The 16302-nt window shown below is 48.0% G+C and carries 14 protein-coding genes; 11 read left to right on the top strand and 3 right to left on the bottom strand.

Annotation, left to right across the window (positions count from 1 at the left end):
* Positions 1–160 precede the first annotated feature (160 nt).
* Positions 161–1198, top strand: a complete 1038-nt coding sequence (locus tag O6R05_RS05605; protein WP_271191014.1) for a S66 family peptidase — start codon at positions 161–163, stop codon at positions 1196–1198.
* Positions 1199–1251: 53 nt separating this feature from the next.
* On the opposite strand, the gene mgtE is transcribed toward O6R05_RS05605, so the two are convergent.
* Positions 1252–2610: a magnesium transporter gene (gene mgtE, locus O6R05_RS05600; protein ID WP_271191013.1), complete on the bottom strand. Its 1359-nt coding sequence runs from the start codon at positions 2608–2610 to the stop codon at positions 1252–1254.
* A gap of 13 nt (positions 2611–2623) precedes the next feature.
* Entirely contained in the window at positions 2624–4429 is a 1806-nt protein-coding gene (locus O6R05_RS05595; protein WP_271191012.1) for an ATP-dependent helicase, read from the bottom strand.
* 101 nt (positions 4430–4530) lie between these two features.
* Between O6R05_RS05595 and O6R05_RS05590 the strand changes: the two genes are divergently transcribed.
* From O6R05_RS05590 to O6R05_RS05580, 3 genes are all read left to right on the top strand, one after another.
* Positions 4531–5046, top strand: coding sequence for a phosphatase PAP2 family protein (locus O6R05_RS05590; protein WP_271191011.1), 516 nt, complete (start codon positions 4531–4533; stop codon positions 5044–5046).
* Positions 5047–5088: 42 nt separating this feature from the next.
* On the top strand, positions 5089–5886 hold the full coding sequence (locus O6R05_RS05585; protein WP_271191010.1) for a nitroreductase family protein: 798 nt from the start codon (positions 5089–5091) through the stop codon (positions 5884–5886).
* Positions 5887–6012: 126 nt separating this feature from the next.
* Positions 6013–8058 (top strand): heavy metal translocating P-type ATPase, encoded by a 2046-nt coding sequence (locus O6R05_RS05580; RefSeq protein WP_271191009.1) that lies wholly within the window; start codon positions 6013–6015, stop codon positions 8056–8058.
* Positions 8059–8072: 14 nt separating this feature from the next.
* Here O6R05_RS05580 and O6R05_RS05575 read toward each other — a convergent pair whose 3' ends face one another.
* Complete coding sequence (locus tag O6R05_RS05575) at positions 8073–8939, bottom strand: TIGR01212 family radical SAM protein (RefSeq protein ID WP_271191008.1); 867 nt, start codon at positions 8937–8939, stop codon at positions 8073–8075.
* Between the two features lie 71 nt (positions 8940–9010).
* Between O6R05_RS05575 and map the strand changes: the two genes are divergently transcribed.
* The 7 genes from map (at position 9011) to radA (ending at position 16235) form a co-directional block, all read left to right on the top strand.
* On the top strand, positions 9011–9766 hold the full coding sequence (map, locus tag O6R05_RS05570) for a type I methionyl aminopeptidase (protein WP_271191007.1): 756 nt from the start codon (positions 9011–9013) through the stop codon (positions 9764–9766).
* Positions 9767–9777: 11 nt separating this feature from the next.
* Positions 9778–10377, top strand: a complete 600-nt coding sequence (locus tag O6R05_RS05565; RefSeq protein WP_271191006.1) for a peptidylprolyl isomerase — start codon at positions 9778–9780, stop codon at positions 10375–10377.
* A 168-nt stretch (positions 10378–10545) separates the two neighbouring features.
* Positions 10546–11001, top strand: coding sequence for a CtsR family transcriptional regulator (locus O6R05_RS05560; RefSeq protein WP_271191005.1), 456 nt, complete (start codon positions 10546–10548; stop codon positions 10999–11001).
* 10 nt (positions 11002–11011) lie between these two features.
* Positions 11012–11518 (top strand): UvrB/UvrC motif-containing protein, encoded by a 507-nt coding sequence (locus O6R05_RS05555; protein ID WP_271191004.1) that lies wholly within the window; start codon positions 11012–11014, stop codon positions 11516–11518.
* The gene (locus O6R05_RS05550) at positions 11502–12473 is read left to right on the top strand and encodes an ATP--guanido phosphotransferase (protein ID WP_271191003.1); all 972 of its coding nucleotides are present in this window, start codon (positions 11502–11504) and stop codon (positions 12471–12473) included. The genes O6R05_RS05555 and O6R05_RS05550 overlap by 17 nt, the downstream gene beginning before the upstream one ends.
* Positions 12470–14905, top strand: a complete 2436-nt coding sequence (locus O6R05_RS05545; protein ID WP_271191002.1) for an ATP-dependent Clp protease ATP-binding subunit — start codon at positions 12470–12472, stop codon at positions 14903–14905. Before O6R05_RS05550 ends, O6R05_RS05545 begins: the two co-directional genes overlap by 4 nt.
* Positions 14877–16235 carry a DNA repair protein RadA gene (radA, locus tag O6R05_RS05540; protein WP_271191001.1) on the top strand — a complete coding sequence of 453 codons (1359 nt, stop codon included), beginning with the start codon at positions 14877–14879 and terminating at the stop codon, positions 16233–16235. The genes O6R05_RS05545 and radA overlap by 29 nt, the downstream gene beginning before the upstream one ends.
* Positions 16236–16302 lie beyond the last annotated feature (67 nt).

The raw sequence follows: 16302 nt of genomic DNA, 5'->3' as shown, positions 1-16302 counted from the left end.
GAGCCTGAGCTTTGAAACGAGGGACGCCTAGTGTGCAACTCCGGTTTGCGTGGAGTAAAGCACAAGGTAACTTTAAGATTTAACGAGTCAGATCTGTGAATGGCATAGGAAAAGCTGCCGGAGGGTTGTCCAAGTCAAGGGGTATGGAAAGTGAGTTGGGATGATGAAAGTAAAAAAAGTAGGCATTGTCAGTTTATCGCAAGGTCTTCTTGGAGAGTCTTTTATATGTCATGAGTTGGAGCTCGGGTTGAAGCGACTGCGAGATAAAGGCTGTGACGTTGTCTTTATGCCTCATGCTATGAAAGGACTGACGTATTTGAAAGCACATCCCGAGAAGCGAGCCGAGGATTTACTCACGGCGTTTGCCGATCCATCCATTGATATGATTTTATGTGCCATTGGCGGCGATGACACATATCGCCTTTTGCCGTATTTATTTGATCGTGGTGAACTGAAACAAGCCGTAAGGGATACTATCTTTTTAGGCTTTTCCGATACAACGATAAATCACTTGATGTTACATAAGGTGGGACTGAAGACATTCTACGGCCAGGCATTTTTGCCGGATGTATGTGAGTTGTCGTCCCAGATGCTCCCGTACACGGCGCACTATTTTGACGAGCTTATTACGACAGGGCGGATTGAGGTCATTCGTCCCGCGAAGTACTGGTATGAGGAGCGGGAGGATTTTAGTGAAAGCGGCATCGGTGTCGATATGGCAAATCATCCCAATGAAGGCTTTCAGTTACTTCGGGGTGCACCTGTCTTTTCCGGTGAGATACTGGGCGGCTGTCTGGATTCTATTTTCACTGTGTTCGACAACTCTCGTTATCCTGACACGGTGACAATGATAGACCGCTATCAGCTCTTTCCGACGCCAGAGGACTGGAAAGGTAAGATTCTTTTGCTTGAGACCAGTGAAGAGCGACCGACACCGGAGTGTTTTCGCAACATGATTCAAGCGTTGGAAGATTTCGGAATCTTTGATGTGATCTCGGGACTCTTAGTGGGTAAGCCTCAGAATGAAACGTATTTTGATGCCTATAAGTCTGTGCTTTTGGAAACTATTTCAAATAAGAAGCTGTCCATAGTGTACAATGTGAATGTGGGCCACAGTACACCGCGGTGTATTGTACCTTTCGGGGTCATGGCGGACGTCAATAGTACGGAGCAAATCATTCGATTTAATTACAGTTAATATAATAACGACAAGAAAACCTGCCTTATTTAGGCAGGTTTTTTCATACCATGTTAAATTAACTTTGGCAGGAATATGGTGGCAAGGCCAAGAAAGATAAAGAAGCCACAGGTGTCGGTAAACGTGGTGAGAAAAATGGAGGAGGCCACCGCAGGATCCATTTTCATTTTATCCAAAAGAAGAGGAATTAAAAAGCCTGTCACACCTGCCACGATAAAGTTTAAAATCATGGCGCTGAACATAATCACACCAAGGAACGGGTTGGCATACTTAACGGCAAGGACGATCCCTGCGCCGGCGCCGAGGAGTGCACCATTAATCAAGGCGAGGCCGATTTCCTTCATGATGAGTTTAAAATCTTTATCCAATGCCATATCGCCTCTTGCGATGGAGGTGAGGACGATGGAGAGGGTTTGGTTGCCGGAATTACCGCCCATACCGGTGACAATCGGCATGGCGGCGGACAGCGCAACAACAGTGTCAATTGTTGCGGAGAAAAGTCCCACCACTGAAGCGGCGAGAAATGCGGTAAAGAGGTTCACCACCAGCCAAGGGAAACGGTTTTTGAAGGACTCGAAAAATTCCGAGTCAAATTCTTCTTCCGCATTGACCCCGCTCATGGCGAGAATGTCTTCGGTGTATTCCTGGTCGATGACTGCAATGATGTCTTCCGAGGTGATCACCCCGAGGACGGCCATGCTTTTGCTCACAACAGGCAGAATGTTCAAGTCGTACTTGGTGATCATGTTGGAAGCTTCTTCCTGGTCGTCTTCCGCATGGACATAGAAAGGGAAATCTTCGAACAGGTCTTTCAGTAAGGTGTCGTCTTCTGCGACTAACAGATCTCTAAGGTCGATGACCCCTTGGAGTCGATGACGATTGTCCGTGACCAGCAAGTAGTCAATAATTTCTGTCTTCGGTGCAATGTCCTTTAGTTTTAAAAGCGCTTGGCGCACTGTGAGATTTTCCTTCAAGGCGATGAATTCTGTGGTCATAATACCGCCGCAGGACTCGGCATCGAAGGACAAAATCATATTCAGAATGTTGGAGTCGGCGCTTTTCATATAGCGAAGAATTTCTTTGCGTCGGACGGTTGAAAGGAAACCTAACAGGTCGGCAACGTCGGCCTTTGCCATATAGGTGAAGATGTTGATAAGCTCCGCATTGGTAAAAGCCGGCGTGACCATGATTAAAAAGTCGTCCCAGCTGTTTTCCAAAAGGCCGGCGACGTCTTCATAGGGGAGCATCTTCATAAAGATGCGAACCGGGTCGGTGTCCATCTCATCTAACGCTTCGAGAATGTCCACGTAGTGGTAGTCACTACATAAACTCACCGCTCCCTCGACATCCACATTGTCCACAATGGCTTGGATGCGTGTGATGAGATCGTCCTCTACAATTTCGTTTTTCATCAGGGCACCTCCTTTATGAGTAGTGTGAAAGCTCGTCGATGAAGGCAGAGACTGCCGTGAGCTTTCCGTTGTAAATTTTTGGGGCTAAAATATAGAGTTCTTCCCGCGCACGCGTCATGGCGACGTAAAAGAGTCGCCGTTCTTCCTCGGCGTCCGTCCGGTTCGTCGTGGGAAGAGGGAGCACGCCGTCCACGGCATCGATGATAAACACCGTGTCGTACTCCAGACCTTTGACGGAATGAATGGTGGAGAGGGTACAGCGTGTTTGACGCAGCTGAGGCTTTTTCAAGAGTTCCTCTAAGTATTGGAGCCGTCCTAAGAGCTCGTCAAAGCTCAGCACCGAGCCGGCAATATACTTGAGCATATGGGCAAATTCCAAGAGTGATGTGTGACTGAAACCGAACTTCTCGGAAAAGTCCACCAAGTAATCCCGGTATCCCAGGGCATTGAGCACATACTCAATCTGATCTGCGACACTCAGACTTCGAAGCACTTTGAAATCATGCATCAGAGAAAAGAGCGTGTCGCGATAATAAGACGGTAAGTCGGGATAGCCGAGCAGTGTCTTTAACACATCACTGCCACTGTGAGCCTTAATGTAGGCAATGTGTTTTTTTGAAATGTAACCGCGAATTTTGTAGTAAAAGGAACTGAATAAAGAGCTGTCAGTAGTATTATAACTGAAATGAATAATATTCAGTATATCTGTCACGACAAAATGGCGAAAAAACCTCAGTCGATTGCCGTGGATGTTGAAGTCCACCTTATGTCGCTCCAGGTATTCCACCAGTCCCAGAGAAGACAAGTTGTTGCGGTACAGCACGGCGTAGGATTTTTCCGGCGCCTGAGCCATGGTCTTGACAATGAGATCATACTGATGTGACGTGTCGCGAACTTTAAAAATTTTAACCGGTGACGCATAGTCTTTACTTGAGCGCATATCTTTGACAAAGCGGCGTGTATTTTGACTTATGAACTGATGGGACAAATCCACAATATTTTTCGAACTGCGGTAGTTGTGCTTCAGGTAGTACAGTGTGATGTCGGGATAGACCTTGTTGATGTGTAAAAGGTAATCCGGACTGGCGCCGCGAAAGGCGTAGATGGACTGGTCGTCATCGGCCACCATAAAGAGGTTGTGGGCAGGTGCAGAGAGGATGTGAAGCAGCTCAAACTGAGCTCGGGAAGTATCTTGACCTTCATCCAGTTGATAAAAGTCGTAGCGGCTTTGATATTTTTTCAAGAGCGCTTTGTCCGATTTTAAAATCGCTATGGCTTGTAAGATCATATCATCAAAGTCAATGAGACTGTTCTCGTTTTTATAGGTTTCATAGGCCTGATAGATTTGAGTAAAGCCTTTGATACGAGCGGTTGAATCTGTGGGCGGCAACATGGCATTTTTTACTGCAGAGATCGTCGTCACAATGTGCTCCAAGTTTTCGTCGCTGAGGCGGCGGTTGAAAAGGTCGCCGTAGATGCGGCGAATGATCTCAAACTTCTTGCCGCTTTGCTCGTCGATCAGGCGCATATCACGGCCCTTTTTGCGATAGTAATCACGAAGAATGCGGTAGCTGAAAGCATGTAGCGTCATAAAAGGACAGGATGCTTGTGAGAGTGCGCCGAAGCGGCGTTTCATGTCCAGTTGTGCAGACTTGGAGAACGTGATGGTGAGAATTCGCGACGGATCGACGCCGCGAGCCATAAGACGCAATAGACGGTTTAAGAGTACCGTGGTCTTGCCACTGCCCGGGACGGCTAAGGTCAGGGCAGGGCCGGTGAGATGTTCAGTTGCGCATAGTTGTTCCGATGAAAGCTTCACAGGCTACCTCCGGCTTTCATTGTAACGAATGTGACGCGGGAGTGCAAATGTTAAGGCTTTCAGAATCATAGGAGTTGAGATATAATATTAACGAGGTGTCTATGAAAAATCCGTTTAAAATCTTCGACAACTTCTTTATTGAGATTATAAATAGAAGAATGCATAGCTCGTTTTGGGACTTTTTGTTCTTTCATATCACCCATCTGGGGGGTGTTACGGCCAGTGTGCTCTATGTTGTCGTTCCCTTTTTATTAGGAGGCAAGTATCGCGCTTTGGCCTATCAAATTGTGTTGGCCCTTGCTATCTCAACCCTCAGTGCTCAAATTTTAAAACGGATTTTTTCAAGAAATAGACCTTATTGGATTTTAAAAAATTTACACACCTTTGGCATTGACCTCTCGGACTATTCTTTTCCGTCAGGACACTCTACAGCGTCCTTTACTGTAGCGGTGATCGTTGGGCTCAATTATCCCGGTCTCAATGTGGTGGTGCTTGTCTTAGCAGGCTTTGTAGCTATTTCAAGGATTTATTTAGGTGTGCACTATCCCACAGACGTGCTTGCCGGGGTGCTCCTGGGCACGCTGAGCAGTCTCTTTGTCTACAATTATTTGATCTAATATTTGCGCGAAATCACAGTCCAAGAATAAAAGGAGGATGTCATGTTAATTACGCAATTTTTGCAAAAGAGAAAATCGGTACGAGACTTTAAGCCGACGGCCATCGACAAGTATGAGATGGACGCCATCAAAGATGCTGTCGCCGCCATTGATGCCGAAGAAAACGGCGTATTCAAATTTTTAATTTTGGAGAACGGCAAGGTGGTATCTGAGGGTTTAAAAGGAAAAGCCGGTTACAGCGGGGTGATGATTGAAGCGCCCCATTATGTGGCGCTGTCGACCGTGTCCGAGACGATGGAAAATCGCTTGAAAGTAGGCTACGGACTTGAAAAGCTCAACACCAAAATTATTGACTTAGGACTGGACACCTGTTGGATCACTGTGGATGAAGTGGATGCGAGCACGATGCGAGGTGTCTTTGGCGAAGGCGGCGAGCGAATCCATTTTCTCATTGCTTTCGGACATGGCAAAGGTAAAAAACTCTTCTCCAAAGAAACGACCAGTTCCCGTATGCCGGTGCAAGAGGTGGTCTTTGAAGCGACTTACGGCAATCCTGTCAGCCTTGACACCTTGGAGAATCGAGGCCTTTTGGATATCTTCTCCACCCTCATTTATGCACCGTCACACAAGAATCTGCAACCTTGGCGCTTTGTCATTCGCGATGCCGGCGTCGACCTCTATATGGTGCACACGGATGAAGATCTGCGCTCCCTCATTGACATGGGTGTGGTGAGCTTCTATTTTGAAGAATTGGTTAAGACTAACAATATGAACGGCAAGTGGACTATCAGCTTCCATGATGAAGGCGACAAGCTGCGAATAGGTACGTTTACTTTATAAGAGATGATGGAGGCTTCGGCCTCCCTTTTTTATGGCGCCGCTTGACAGTTTACACATAAAGTATATAATTCAACATATGAGCAAGTATTCATTTTATGGTTTTATTTTTACTTCCCTGAGGGACTTATGACATCCTATCAATTGCAACTGAAAGGGTTAACCTGTGCCAACTGCACAAGAAAAATTGAAGATGCGGTATCGAAACTGGACGGTGTGGACAGTGCGCATTTTAATTTTGCCAATGAAATTCTCACTGTCGAGGGGACGGAAGGTTCTATGAGCCTCTTTAACGAGATCAAAGCCATTGTCGATGCCATTGAACCTGGCGTGGTTACCGGCGAAATCGAGACGCTATACGAGGTGGAAGAACGCCCGGATTACAGCGAGCTCTATGCCATGATCCTGCTTCTGATTTTGTTTGTGATCAACACGTTTTGGCTTCATCCATACCGTGTGCCGGTCTATTTTCTCCTCTATATTACGACGTCGTGGGAGGTGTTTCGTCGGGCTTTTGCAACAATCCGACGGGGCGATATCTTTGATGAGAACCTGCTGATGGTCATCGCGTCGTTGAGCGCTGTCTATCTTGGAGCTTATTCCGAAGCCGTCGGCGTCATGCTTTTCTATAATTTTGGAGAATACTTTCAGGATAGGGCGGTGGCCAACTCCAGAAAGCATATTGGCCGGGCTCTGGCGCTTAAAATCACATCGGCGACGCGTATCACCGAGACAGGCTATGATGTGGTTTTGCCACAACGGCTGTGCGTCGGAGATAGGCTGCTCATCAAACCCGGTGAAAAAGTACCTGTGGACGGCGTTGTGGTAGAAGGCGCCACGGCAATGGATACTTCGATGCTGAGTGGCGAATCTCTGCCGCGACACATTAACGAAGGCGATGAGGTACTCTCCGGTTTTATCAACACCACAGACGCTATTATCATGACAGTGACGAAAGTCTATGAACAGTCTACCATTGCCCGTATGATTGATCTGGTCGAGTATGCCGCTGAGAAGAAAAGTCGTATCGAGTATTACATCACGCGTTTTGCTAAAGTGTACACGCCGTCGGTGGTAGTTTTGGCGGCGCTGATAGCTGTCGTACCGTCGTCTTTAGGGCTGTTCACCTTCCGTGAGGGCCTCGTTCGAGCCGCCACCTTTTTGGTGATTTCCTGTCCGTGTGCCCTTGTTATTTCTGTGCCGCTGACGATGTTTGCAGGCATTGGCCATGCCTCCAAGCGAGGAATCTTCGTTAAAGGCGGCAATGTCCTGGAAGGGCTCCACGCTATCAACACCATTATCTTTGACAAAACCGGCACACTCACGCAAGGCAATTTTGAAGTTACCGACGTGCTCGGCGATGAGACGTTACGGTTCGCCGCCATGGGTGAGTCCCGTTCCAACCACCCCGTTGCCCGAGCCATTGCGAAGGCTTGCGAGGGTGTAGCGGACGGGGTGAGCCGTGTAAAAGAAATAGCAGGTCTTGGTATGTCGTATGACTATCATGGCGACACGGTCCTTGTGGGGAGTAAAAAATTGTTGACTCAGTCAGGTATTGATGTGGCCGAAACACCGCCCGGCGGCGTGGCGGTCCACGTGGCCCGAGGGACACAATATCTTGGCTGTGTGGTTGTGGCAGACAGAGTGAAACCTCACGCCTACGACGACCTTGCAGCACTTAAAGCGCAGGGGATTGAGCTTGTGCTCCTCTCCGGCGATACCACGGACAACGTGAGACGTGTCAGCGAAGCGCTCGGCATTGACACCTTTAAGGCGGAGCTGCTGCCCCGGGATAAGCTGGACGCTTTGGATGCGATTCAGTCGGCCGCTACAGGTCGTGTGGCATTTGTCGGTGACGGGATTAACGATGCACCGTCGCTGATACAGGCGGACATCGGCATCGCCATGGGGGCGGTGGGTGCAGATGTGGCCATTGACGCGGCAGATCTGATCCTTATGAATGACGAGCTTTCAAAGATCGGTGAGGCCATTGATATTGCCAAACGGACACGCTTGATTGCGAAGGAGAATATCGGTGTCGTTCTTATCGTCAAGTTTGCTGTGATGCTTTTAGGTCTTTTCGGATTCGCGTCGATGTGGATGGCGGTCTTTGCCGATGTGGGGGTGGCTCTTCTTGCCATTTTAAATGCCATGCGGGCACTGGGATCCAAATAGAAAATAAAAAGAAGTTAGCTTTGATGAGCTAACTTCTCTTTATATGCGCGTTGTATGGCACTGATGACATGAAGTTTGTTGCGCACCCACATCGGCGCAATGTGCATGGTGCGCAAAGGATCTCCAGTGAGACGATGGACGACGATGGCGGGATCCAGTGCCACAAGATAGTCACTGACAATATCGACGTAATCCGCTTCACTCAGTAGGGTCATAGGTGATGCCAAGTAATAGGAAAACAGCTCAGAGTCCCGTTGAATGTAGAGGGAATGAAACTTCACGCCGAAAGGGCGAAAGGTGTTGATGTAGTCAAATGTGGCGTCGAAATCACGGCGACTTTCAAAAGGCAGTCCCAGAAGCATATGAAAGACGACAGGAATGCCGGCGGCCCTTAACTTCATAGCACCTTGATGAAAGACCTCGTGGTTATAACCGCGGCGGATCCGTTCGAGAGTCGGATCATGTATCGTTTGAAGGCCCAGCTCCACCCACAAAAAAGTTTTTTCATTCAGTCGTTTCAGCATGGCTACGACGTCATCATCCAGACAGTCGGCTCGTGTGGCGATGGCCAGTCCCACAATGTCCGGTCTCGCAATAATGGCACTGTACATGGACTCCAGTGCTTTCACATCCCCATAGGTGTTGGTGAAATTTTGAAAGTAGGCGATGGCGTGATCCGTGGGCCATTTCGATGCAAGACGCTGTTTTTGCCGTTCAATTTGCATCGCCATCGAACCAGCATCGGTGAATTCTCCGGCACCTTGTGGGGTACAAAACAAACAGCCGCCGTTGTGAATACGGTTGGGGCAGGTGGCGCCGCCGTCCAGTGACAGCTTGACCACTTTGGTATGAAATTTATCTTTTAAAAAACTGTTTAGCATGGTAACCATGAAAAAATTATAACATAGTCTGTCCATCTGCTATAATGGAGATTGAAAACGAGGTAGATAAAATGATAGTTATAAAAACACCTGATGAAATAAAAAAAATGCAAGTGGCGGGGAAGCTTCTCGCCGAAGTTCACCATCAGCTCCGAGATAAGATTAAACCCGGTGTCTCCACGATGTCGCTGGATGCCTTTGTGGAAGACTTTTTGACACAACGGGGTGCCTATCCGGAACAAAAGGGGTATGAAGGCTATCCTTACAGCATCTGTGCGTCAGTCAATGATGAAATTTGTCACGGCTTTCCGTCAGACTATATTTTACAAGATGGGGACATTATCACCGTGGATATGGTGGTGAACGTGGACGGATGGCTCGCGGACTCAGCCTGGAGTTACCCGGTAGGTCAGGTTTCAGAGGAGGCACAGGATTTACTGGATGCCACACGTGAAGCGATGTATATCGGCATTGAACAGGCCGTCATCGGCAACCGTTTAGGCGACATCGGACACGCGATTCAAACTTTTGCGGAAGAGAAAGGTTACAGTGTGGTTCGGGAATTTGTAGGCCACGGCATCGGACAGGAGATGCACGAAGATCCGCAAGTGCTCCACTACGGTAAGGCCGGGCGTGGCGTTCGGCTTCAAGAGGGTATGGTTTTTACTATTGAACCGATGATCAATATGGGTAAAAAAGAACTGAGCATTGACGACAACGGTTGGACTGCTCGAACTTTAGACGGAAGTCTTTCAGCGCAATATGAACACCAAATCGCCATCACTAAAGACGGTCCCATCATTATCACGGACCAAGGCGATATATAATAGGAGGCATTATGTTAAAACAACTTTCCAAACCCCAGGCAGGGGAAGAGATTGTCATCTTCACCACCAATCACGGTGTGATCAAGTTTCACCTCTTTGATGACGTGGCACCGAAAACGGTGAAAAACTTTAAAGAATTGGTGAAAAAAGGTTACTATGACAACCTGATCTTTCATCGCGTCATCGACAACTTTATGATTCAAGGCGGGGATCCCACCGGCACCGGTCGAGGCGGTGAATCCATTTACGGGAAGAAGTTTGAAGATGAAATTGATTTAAACTATCGCAATTTCCGCGGCGCACTGTCCATGGCCAACGCCGGTCCGAACACCAACGGTTCTCAATTTTTTATCGTCCAAGCAGGTCCTGTGGAAGCTGATTTGATTCAACAGATGCGAAGTGCCGGAGAAGCCAAAGGCTATCCGGATGAAATCGTCGATGTCTACGAAAATCTGGGCGGCACGTTTTGGCTGGACGGTAAGCATACGGTCTTCGGTCAAGTGTTTGAAGGTATGGATGTCGTCGATGAGATTGCATCTGTGGAGGTCGGGTTCGCAGATCGTCCTGTAGAGGATGTCATCATTGAGAAGGCGGAAGTAGCCGTTTATTGAAGATTGTGTAAAGCCGGAAGGACGTCGTTATCGAGGTCCTTCTTTTTATCTGACGCGTAAAGAGAACGTCCTGCCTGAGCGGCGACTTTACTTTATATCACCTCAATGGTATAATATAGTCAGAAAAAATTTTTAAACCGAAGGACAAAGATAGTCAAAGGTGGTATTATGGCAAAACTTTCAAACTCTATTGCAGAGTTTCTCAATACATTGTTGGAAGATGGTGACGGGACGTTAGAGATTCAAAGGGCACTTATTGCCGATCGCTTTAACTGCGCACCGTCGCAGATTAACTATGTGCTCACCACACGATTTACACCGTACAAGGGTTATTATGTGGAGTCACGTCGCGGGGGCGGGGGCTATATTCGTATTGTGCGGGTAGCTATGGCTGATGATGAAGCTGTTTTGGATGCCTACATTGATGAAATTGGCGCTGAGATTACTAAGGATAAAGCGGATGATGTGCTTAGAGAGCTGTATAAACGAGAGCTCATTACAAAGCGCGATCTGGAAATCATTCGGGTGAGCATCAGCGACCGTGCGTTGACTCAAGCCGGAGATGAACGCAATAAGGTGCGAGCGGACATTTTAAAAAATGTCATGCTGGTCATATTTACGTGAGGAGGTAACTATGCTCTGCGACAACTGTCATGACAATGAAGCCATCATCTCGTATACGAAGATGACAGGTGATCATGTGGAAGCCATACATCTGTGCGGACGCTGCGCTGAAGAAAAAATGAAAGCGGAGTTTCCTTTTGCCGGCGGCAGCGCTCAAGTGGAAAGCTTTTTAAGAGAATTATTTAAGCTCTCGGGGAAGAGTGCAGGAGACTTTGACAAGACCTGCACACATTGCGGCGCTACTTTTTCTGATCTGGAACACAATGCCTTGGGCTGTGAACATTGCTACGACACCTTTGAAAAAGAGCTGACGAGTATGTTGGAAAGCGAAAAGTATTCCAGTCATCACATGGGAAAAGTACCGGCCTCTGCTGGGGAAGATTTGGTACGACAACGGGACATTCGTGAACTGGAACGGCAACTGAGAGAGGCTGTGGCTACAGAAGCTTACGAAGAGGCTGCAGTCATTCGCGATCAACTGAAAGCAAAGAAGGCGGATTATGGTACTGAACACTGAGCTGAGACTACGGCGCAATATTCACGGCTATCCTTTTGTGGGCAAGCTCAGCCCTGAAGAAGGGAGCAAATTGTTGGCGGATGTGAAAAGCGTTCTGGAACCTATCGGATATAGCTTTAAAGCGACCCACGCCATGAGTTCTCTTGAAAAGCTCGCTATCTTTGAAACGTACGACGGCGACAGCGATTTGTTCACACATGGAGATCTGTCCGGGGTATTTACCATGGATAAGGCACCGACGGTCCTCTTTTTAGGCAGTGACCACATAGAGTTGGTGATGACCGATACGCGTCTTCATTTTATGGCTCTCTTCGATGCACTGAACCATCTGGATGATTATTTTGCCGAGCGGCTGCATGTTGCTTTTTCCAAAACATTTGGGTATCTAACTACCCAACCCCAAAATTGCGGGAACGGTATGGTGGCGTCAGTCACGTTGCATTTACCGGGCACGGCGTTTTACAAGATGGATTCGTTAAAGAGCAGTCTGCATCGTCTCGGCTATACCGTAGCGATGCTGCGAAGCGATCACGGGCAAGTCCATAGCGTATTGCGTATCAGTCCTGAGCGCAATCTCGGTGTCAGCGAAAAGGATATGCTGGGCAAGCTTGAAAATATTGTAGCTGAAATCCTCAGCATGGAAGAAAGTAATGAAAAGGCGTTAAGCCTCGAGCATCCTATGGAGCTTGAGGACCGCACTTATCGCGCCTACGGCCTGTTACGGTACGGGCGCTATCTCACCGAGGCGGAGATGATCAACGGATTTTCCGATCTCACCTTAGGTATGAAATTATCAGTTATTCAAACACAACAACCAGTGGATTTAATGGGAAGAATCCCTGAGTTTCGAAACGGCCATCTTCAAGTGGCGCAACATACCCTTTTAGATGGCAAGTCACGGGATTTAATCCGTGCCAGGGAAATACGAAAGATGATGAAGGAGGTCTTTTTATGAACCTATTCGGGAAATTCTCAGAAAAAAGTCAAAAGGCCATATTATTTGCACAAAATGAAGCGAGAGAGGCTCGATTGAACTACGTGGGCAGCGAGCACTTACTGCTTGGGATTTTACGTGAAGGCACCGGTACCGGAATGAAGCTGTTAAAAGGTTTCGGTCTGAATTATGATGCCGTGAAGTTAGCCACTTATGAAATTGTATCCAAAGGCAAAGAGCCGGTCTACGGCAATTTGGTTTACACACCGCGCACTCAGAAGATTTTTGAACTGGCCTATGAAGCGGCGAAAGATGACGAAGTGGATTTAGTGGGCACCGAACACATTCTTCTCGGTATTATTCGAGAGGGCAGCGGGATTGCCCTGTTGGTGCTTCGCCGGCTTGGCGTGGATGCGCGAGTTTTGGAAGAAGCCATTATGAGCTCTGAAATTGAAGACGAAGGCGACAAGTCGTCAGACAGCCCTCTGGATAAATACACCACCAATCTCAACGAACGTTCCAAGAACGGTAAAATCGATCCGGTCATCGGTCGCGAGCGAGAAATTGAACGGGTCATTCAAGTGCTCTCACGGCGAAAGAAAAATAACCCGGTGCTTATCGGCGAACCCGGGGTGGGCAAGACTGCTATAGCAGAAGGCTTAGCGGCGCGGATTGTCCAAGGGAATGTACCTGAGATTATCAAGGACAAAGTCATTCGAACTTTAGATGTCACGGCGCTCATCGCAGGCGCCAAATATCGCGGCGACTTTGAGGAGCGGCTGCGCAATGTCTTAAACGAATCGGTCAGCGATGACAGCACCATTCTCTTTATTGATGAGATGCATGTCATTATCGGTGCAGGGGCGGCGGAAGGCGCTATGGATGCCTCCAATATTTTAAAGCCGATGCTCACTAAAGGGGATCTGCAAATTATCGGAGCCACCACCATTACCGAATATCGTAAGCACATTGAAAAAGACACAGCCTTTGAACGGCGTTTAATGCCCATCAATGTCGATGAGCCTTCGGAAGAGGAATCCATTGACATTATTCGAGGATTAAAGACGCAATACGAAGATCACCACAATATTACTATCCCGGATGATGTGATTGTCAGTGCGGTCAAGCTTTCCGGACGCTATCTTACGGATCGCTTTTTGCCGGACAAGGCTATTGACATTTTGGATGAAGCGGCATCAAAGCTTAAGATTAAGCTCTACAAGACGCCGCCCTATGTCATGGAATACGAGTCATCCCTCAAGGCCATTGAAGAGAAAAAAAATGAGGCCGTCAACGCTCAGGACTTTGAGCGTGCAGCTGAACTTCGCGATGAAGAACGAAAGCTGAAAGAGGATTTTGAAGCGAAAAAAGCCGAGGCGGCCGAAGCAGAACAACGAGTGGCCATTACCGAAGAGGATATTAAACAGGTGGTTGCCGAGTGGTCTAAAGTGCCGGTGACGACAATGAACCCGGAAGAAAACGAAAAACTGGTGGATTTGGATAAGCACTTAAAAGTTGAAGTCAAAGGACAGGATCCGGCTATTGATGCCATCGCAAAGGCCATTAAGCGGGCCCGGGTAGGATTAAAAGACCCGAATAAGCCCATCGGTTCTTTTATCTTTGTGGGACCTACCGGAGTCGGTAAAACCTATCTTGCCAAGTCTCTTGCCAAAGAGCTGTTCGGTACTGAAGCGAGTCTTCTTCGTATCGATATGAGCGAGTATATGGAAAAACACACCGTGTCCAAGTTAGTGGGATCGCCTCCGGGTTATGTCGGCTATGATGAAGGTGGCCAGCTCACTGACGCTGTGCGAAGTAACCCGTATACTGTCGTGCTCTTTGATGAGATTGAAAAAGCACATCCCGATGTATTTAATATCCTACTTCAAATATTGGATGAAGGTCGACTCACCGATGCCAAAGGACGCACGGTCAGCTTTAAAGACACGGTCATTATCATGACCTCCAATGCCGGCGCCGCTCGACTGAAGAATAAATCTTCCATAGGTTTTGGCCATGGTCCATCAGCCAAATCCGAGTACGACAACATGGTCAAAATTGTCAAAGAAGCTCTTCGGGAAACTTTTAAACCGGAATTTTTGAACCGTTTAGACGAGGTGATCGTCTTTAACGAATTGGATCAAAAACAAGTGGTCGCTATTGTGAGCCTGATGTTGAAAAAATTGGAAGCTCGGCTTTTAGATATGTCCATCCATGCTACCTTCACGGAGAAAGTGGCAAAGCACATTGCGAAAGTCGGCTATAATAAAGAGTTCGGAGCACGGCCTTTGGAACGGGCTATTCGTGAACACATTGAAGATGTGTTGACCGATGAACTCTTAAAAGGTGTTTTCAATAAAGGGGACACCATTCACGTGGATTATAACCGCAAACTTCAAGTCAAAGTGATAACGAAGGCCAAACATGAAGAAAAAGACCCTCTACAAGTGTAGTGCCTGCGGCTACGAGAGCGGCGGTTACTTTGGAAAGTGCCCAAACTGCGATACGTGGAATGCCATGGAAGAAGTGGACGCCGTGTCTGTGCAGGCTGTCGGCAAAAAGCGTGTGGGCCGGGAGGCAACACTTCTAAATAAAGTGGCAATACGAAGCGATGAGCGCATTCAAACGGGGATGGAGGAATTTGACCGTGTGATGGGAGGCGGTATTGTCAGAGACAGCGTGTCCATCATTACCGCAAAACCCGGCGCCGGGAAGTCCACCTTGTTGTTGCAGGTGGCCGGGCGACTGGCTGAGAGCGGACTGAAAGTGCTCTATGCTTCGGGGGAAGAATCGGCCTCGCAGATTCGCAATCGAGCCGAGCGCATTTTAACCAACCTTTCGGACATTTATATTCTCTCGACCATCCTCATGGACGACGTCCTCTTGGAGACGGCGCGACTGGATGCGGATTTGGTGATCGTGGACTCCATTCAAACGTTCAGTCTGGGCGACATCACTTCAAGACCGGGCAGCCCGACTCAGGTGATGGAGTGTGCTCATCGACTGGTTGAGCTTGCCAAAGGCAGTCGTCCCCGCATGGTTTTTATGGTGGGACAGATGACCAAGGATGACGAGCTCGCCGGTGTGCGAGCCTTGGAGCACCTTGTGGACACCGTTGTGATCTTAGAGACAGACAAAGGGGAGCAGCTCAGATCCCTGCGTGCGTCTAAGAACCGTTACGGTTCCACCGGAGAAATGGGTTTTTTCCTTATGGATGAAAAGGGATTAGCCTCTTTGGATAATCCGTCGGCCTACTTTATGACTCAAAGGCTTCAAGGTGAAGAGCTGCCGGGCAGTGCGCTCACAGTGATTAAAGAGGGTACACGTCCTATTATTCTTGAAATTGAAGCGCTGGCCTCGAGCAGTTTTTTGCCCTATCCTTCAAGGATTAGTGAGTCCATGCGCCGAGAGAATTTAAATACACTCATCTCTATTATGGAGCAGCGGGCAAAGTTGAATTTGTCGGATAAAAATGTCGTGACCAAAACCACAGGCGGCATGAAACTCACTGAACCGTCGGCCAACCTTGCGGTGATTATGAGTATCTTTTCGTCGCTTAAAGATGTGGCGATTGATACACAGACGGTGTTTATCGCCGATGTGGGGCTCACCGGAGAGCTGAAGACGGTGCCTTCCCTGACAGTGCGTCTTAGAGAAGCGAAACGGATGGGCTTTAAGCGTGCTTTTATAGCACCAAGTGATGTTCGCGTGGACGGCTTGGATATCTGTCAAAAGAAAACTTTACAAGACGTCATTGATGTCTTTGATAAGAGCAGATTGTAGCTGCTCTTTTTTTCTTGCAGCGGGTTACTCAGTCAGTCCATAAAAATTACACCTTCTTCGGTATATT

Source organism: Peptoniphilus equinus, from assembly GCF_027921445.1.
Classification (GTDB): Bacteria; Bacillota; Clostridia; order Tissierellales; family Peptoniphilaceae; genus Peptoniphilus; species Peptoniphilus equinus.
Note: the sequence above shows the minus strand (reverse complement) of the source record. Positions and strands in the feature narration are given on the sequence as shown.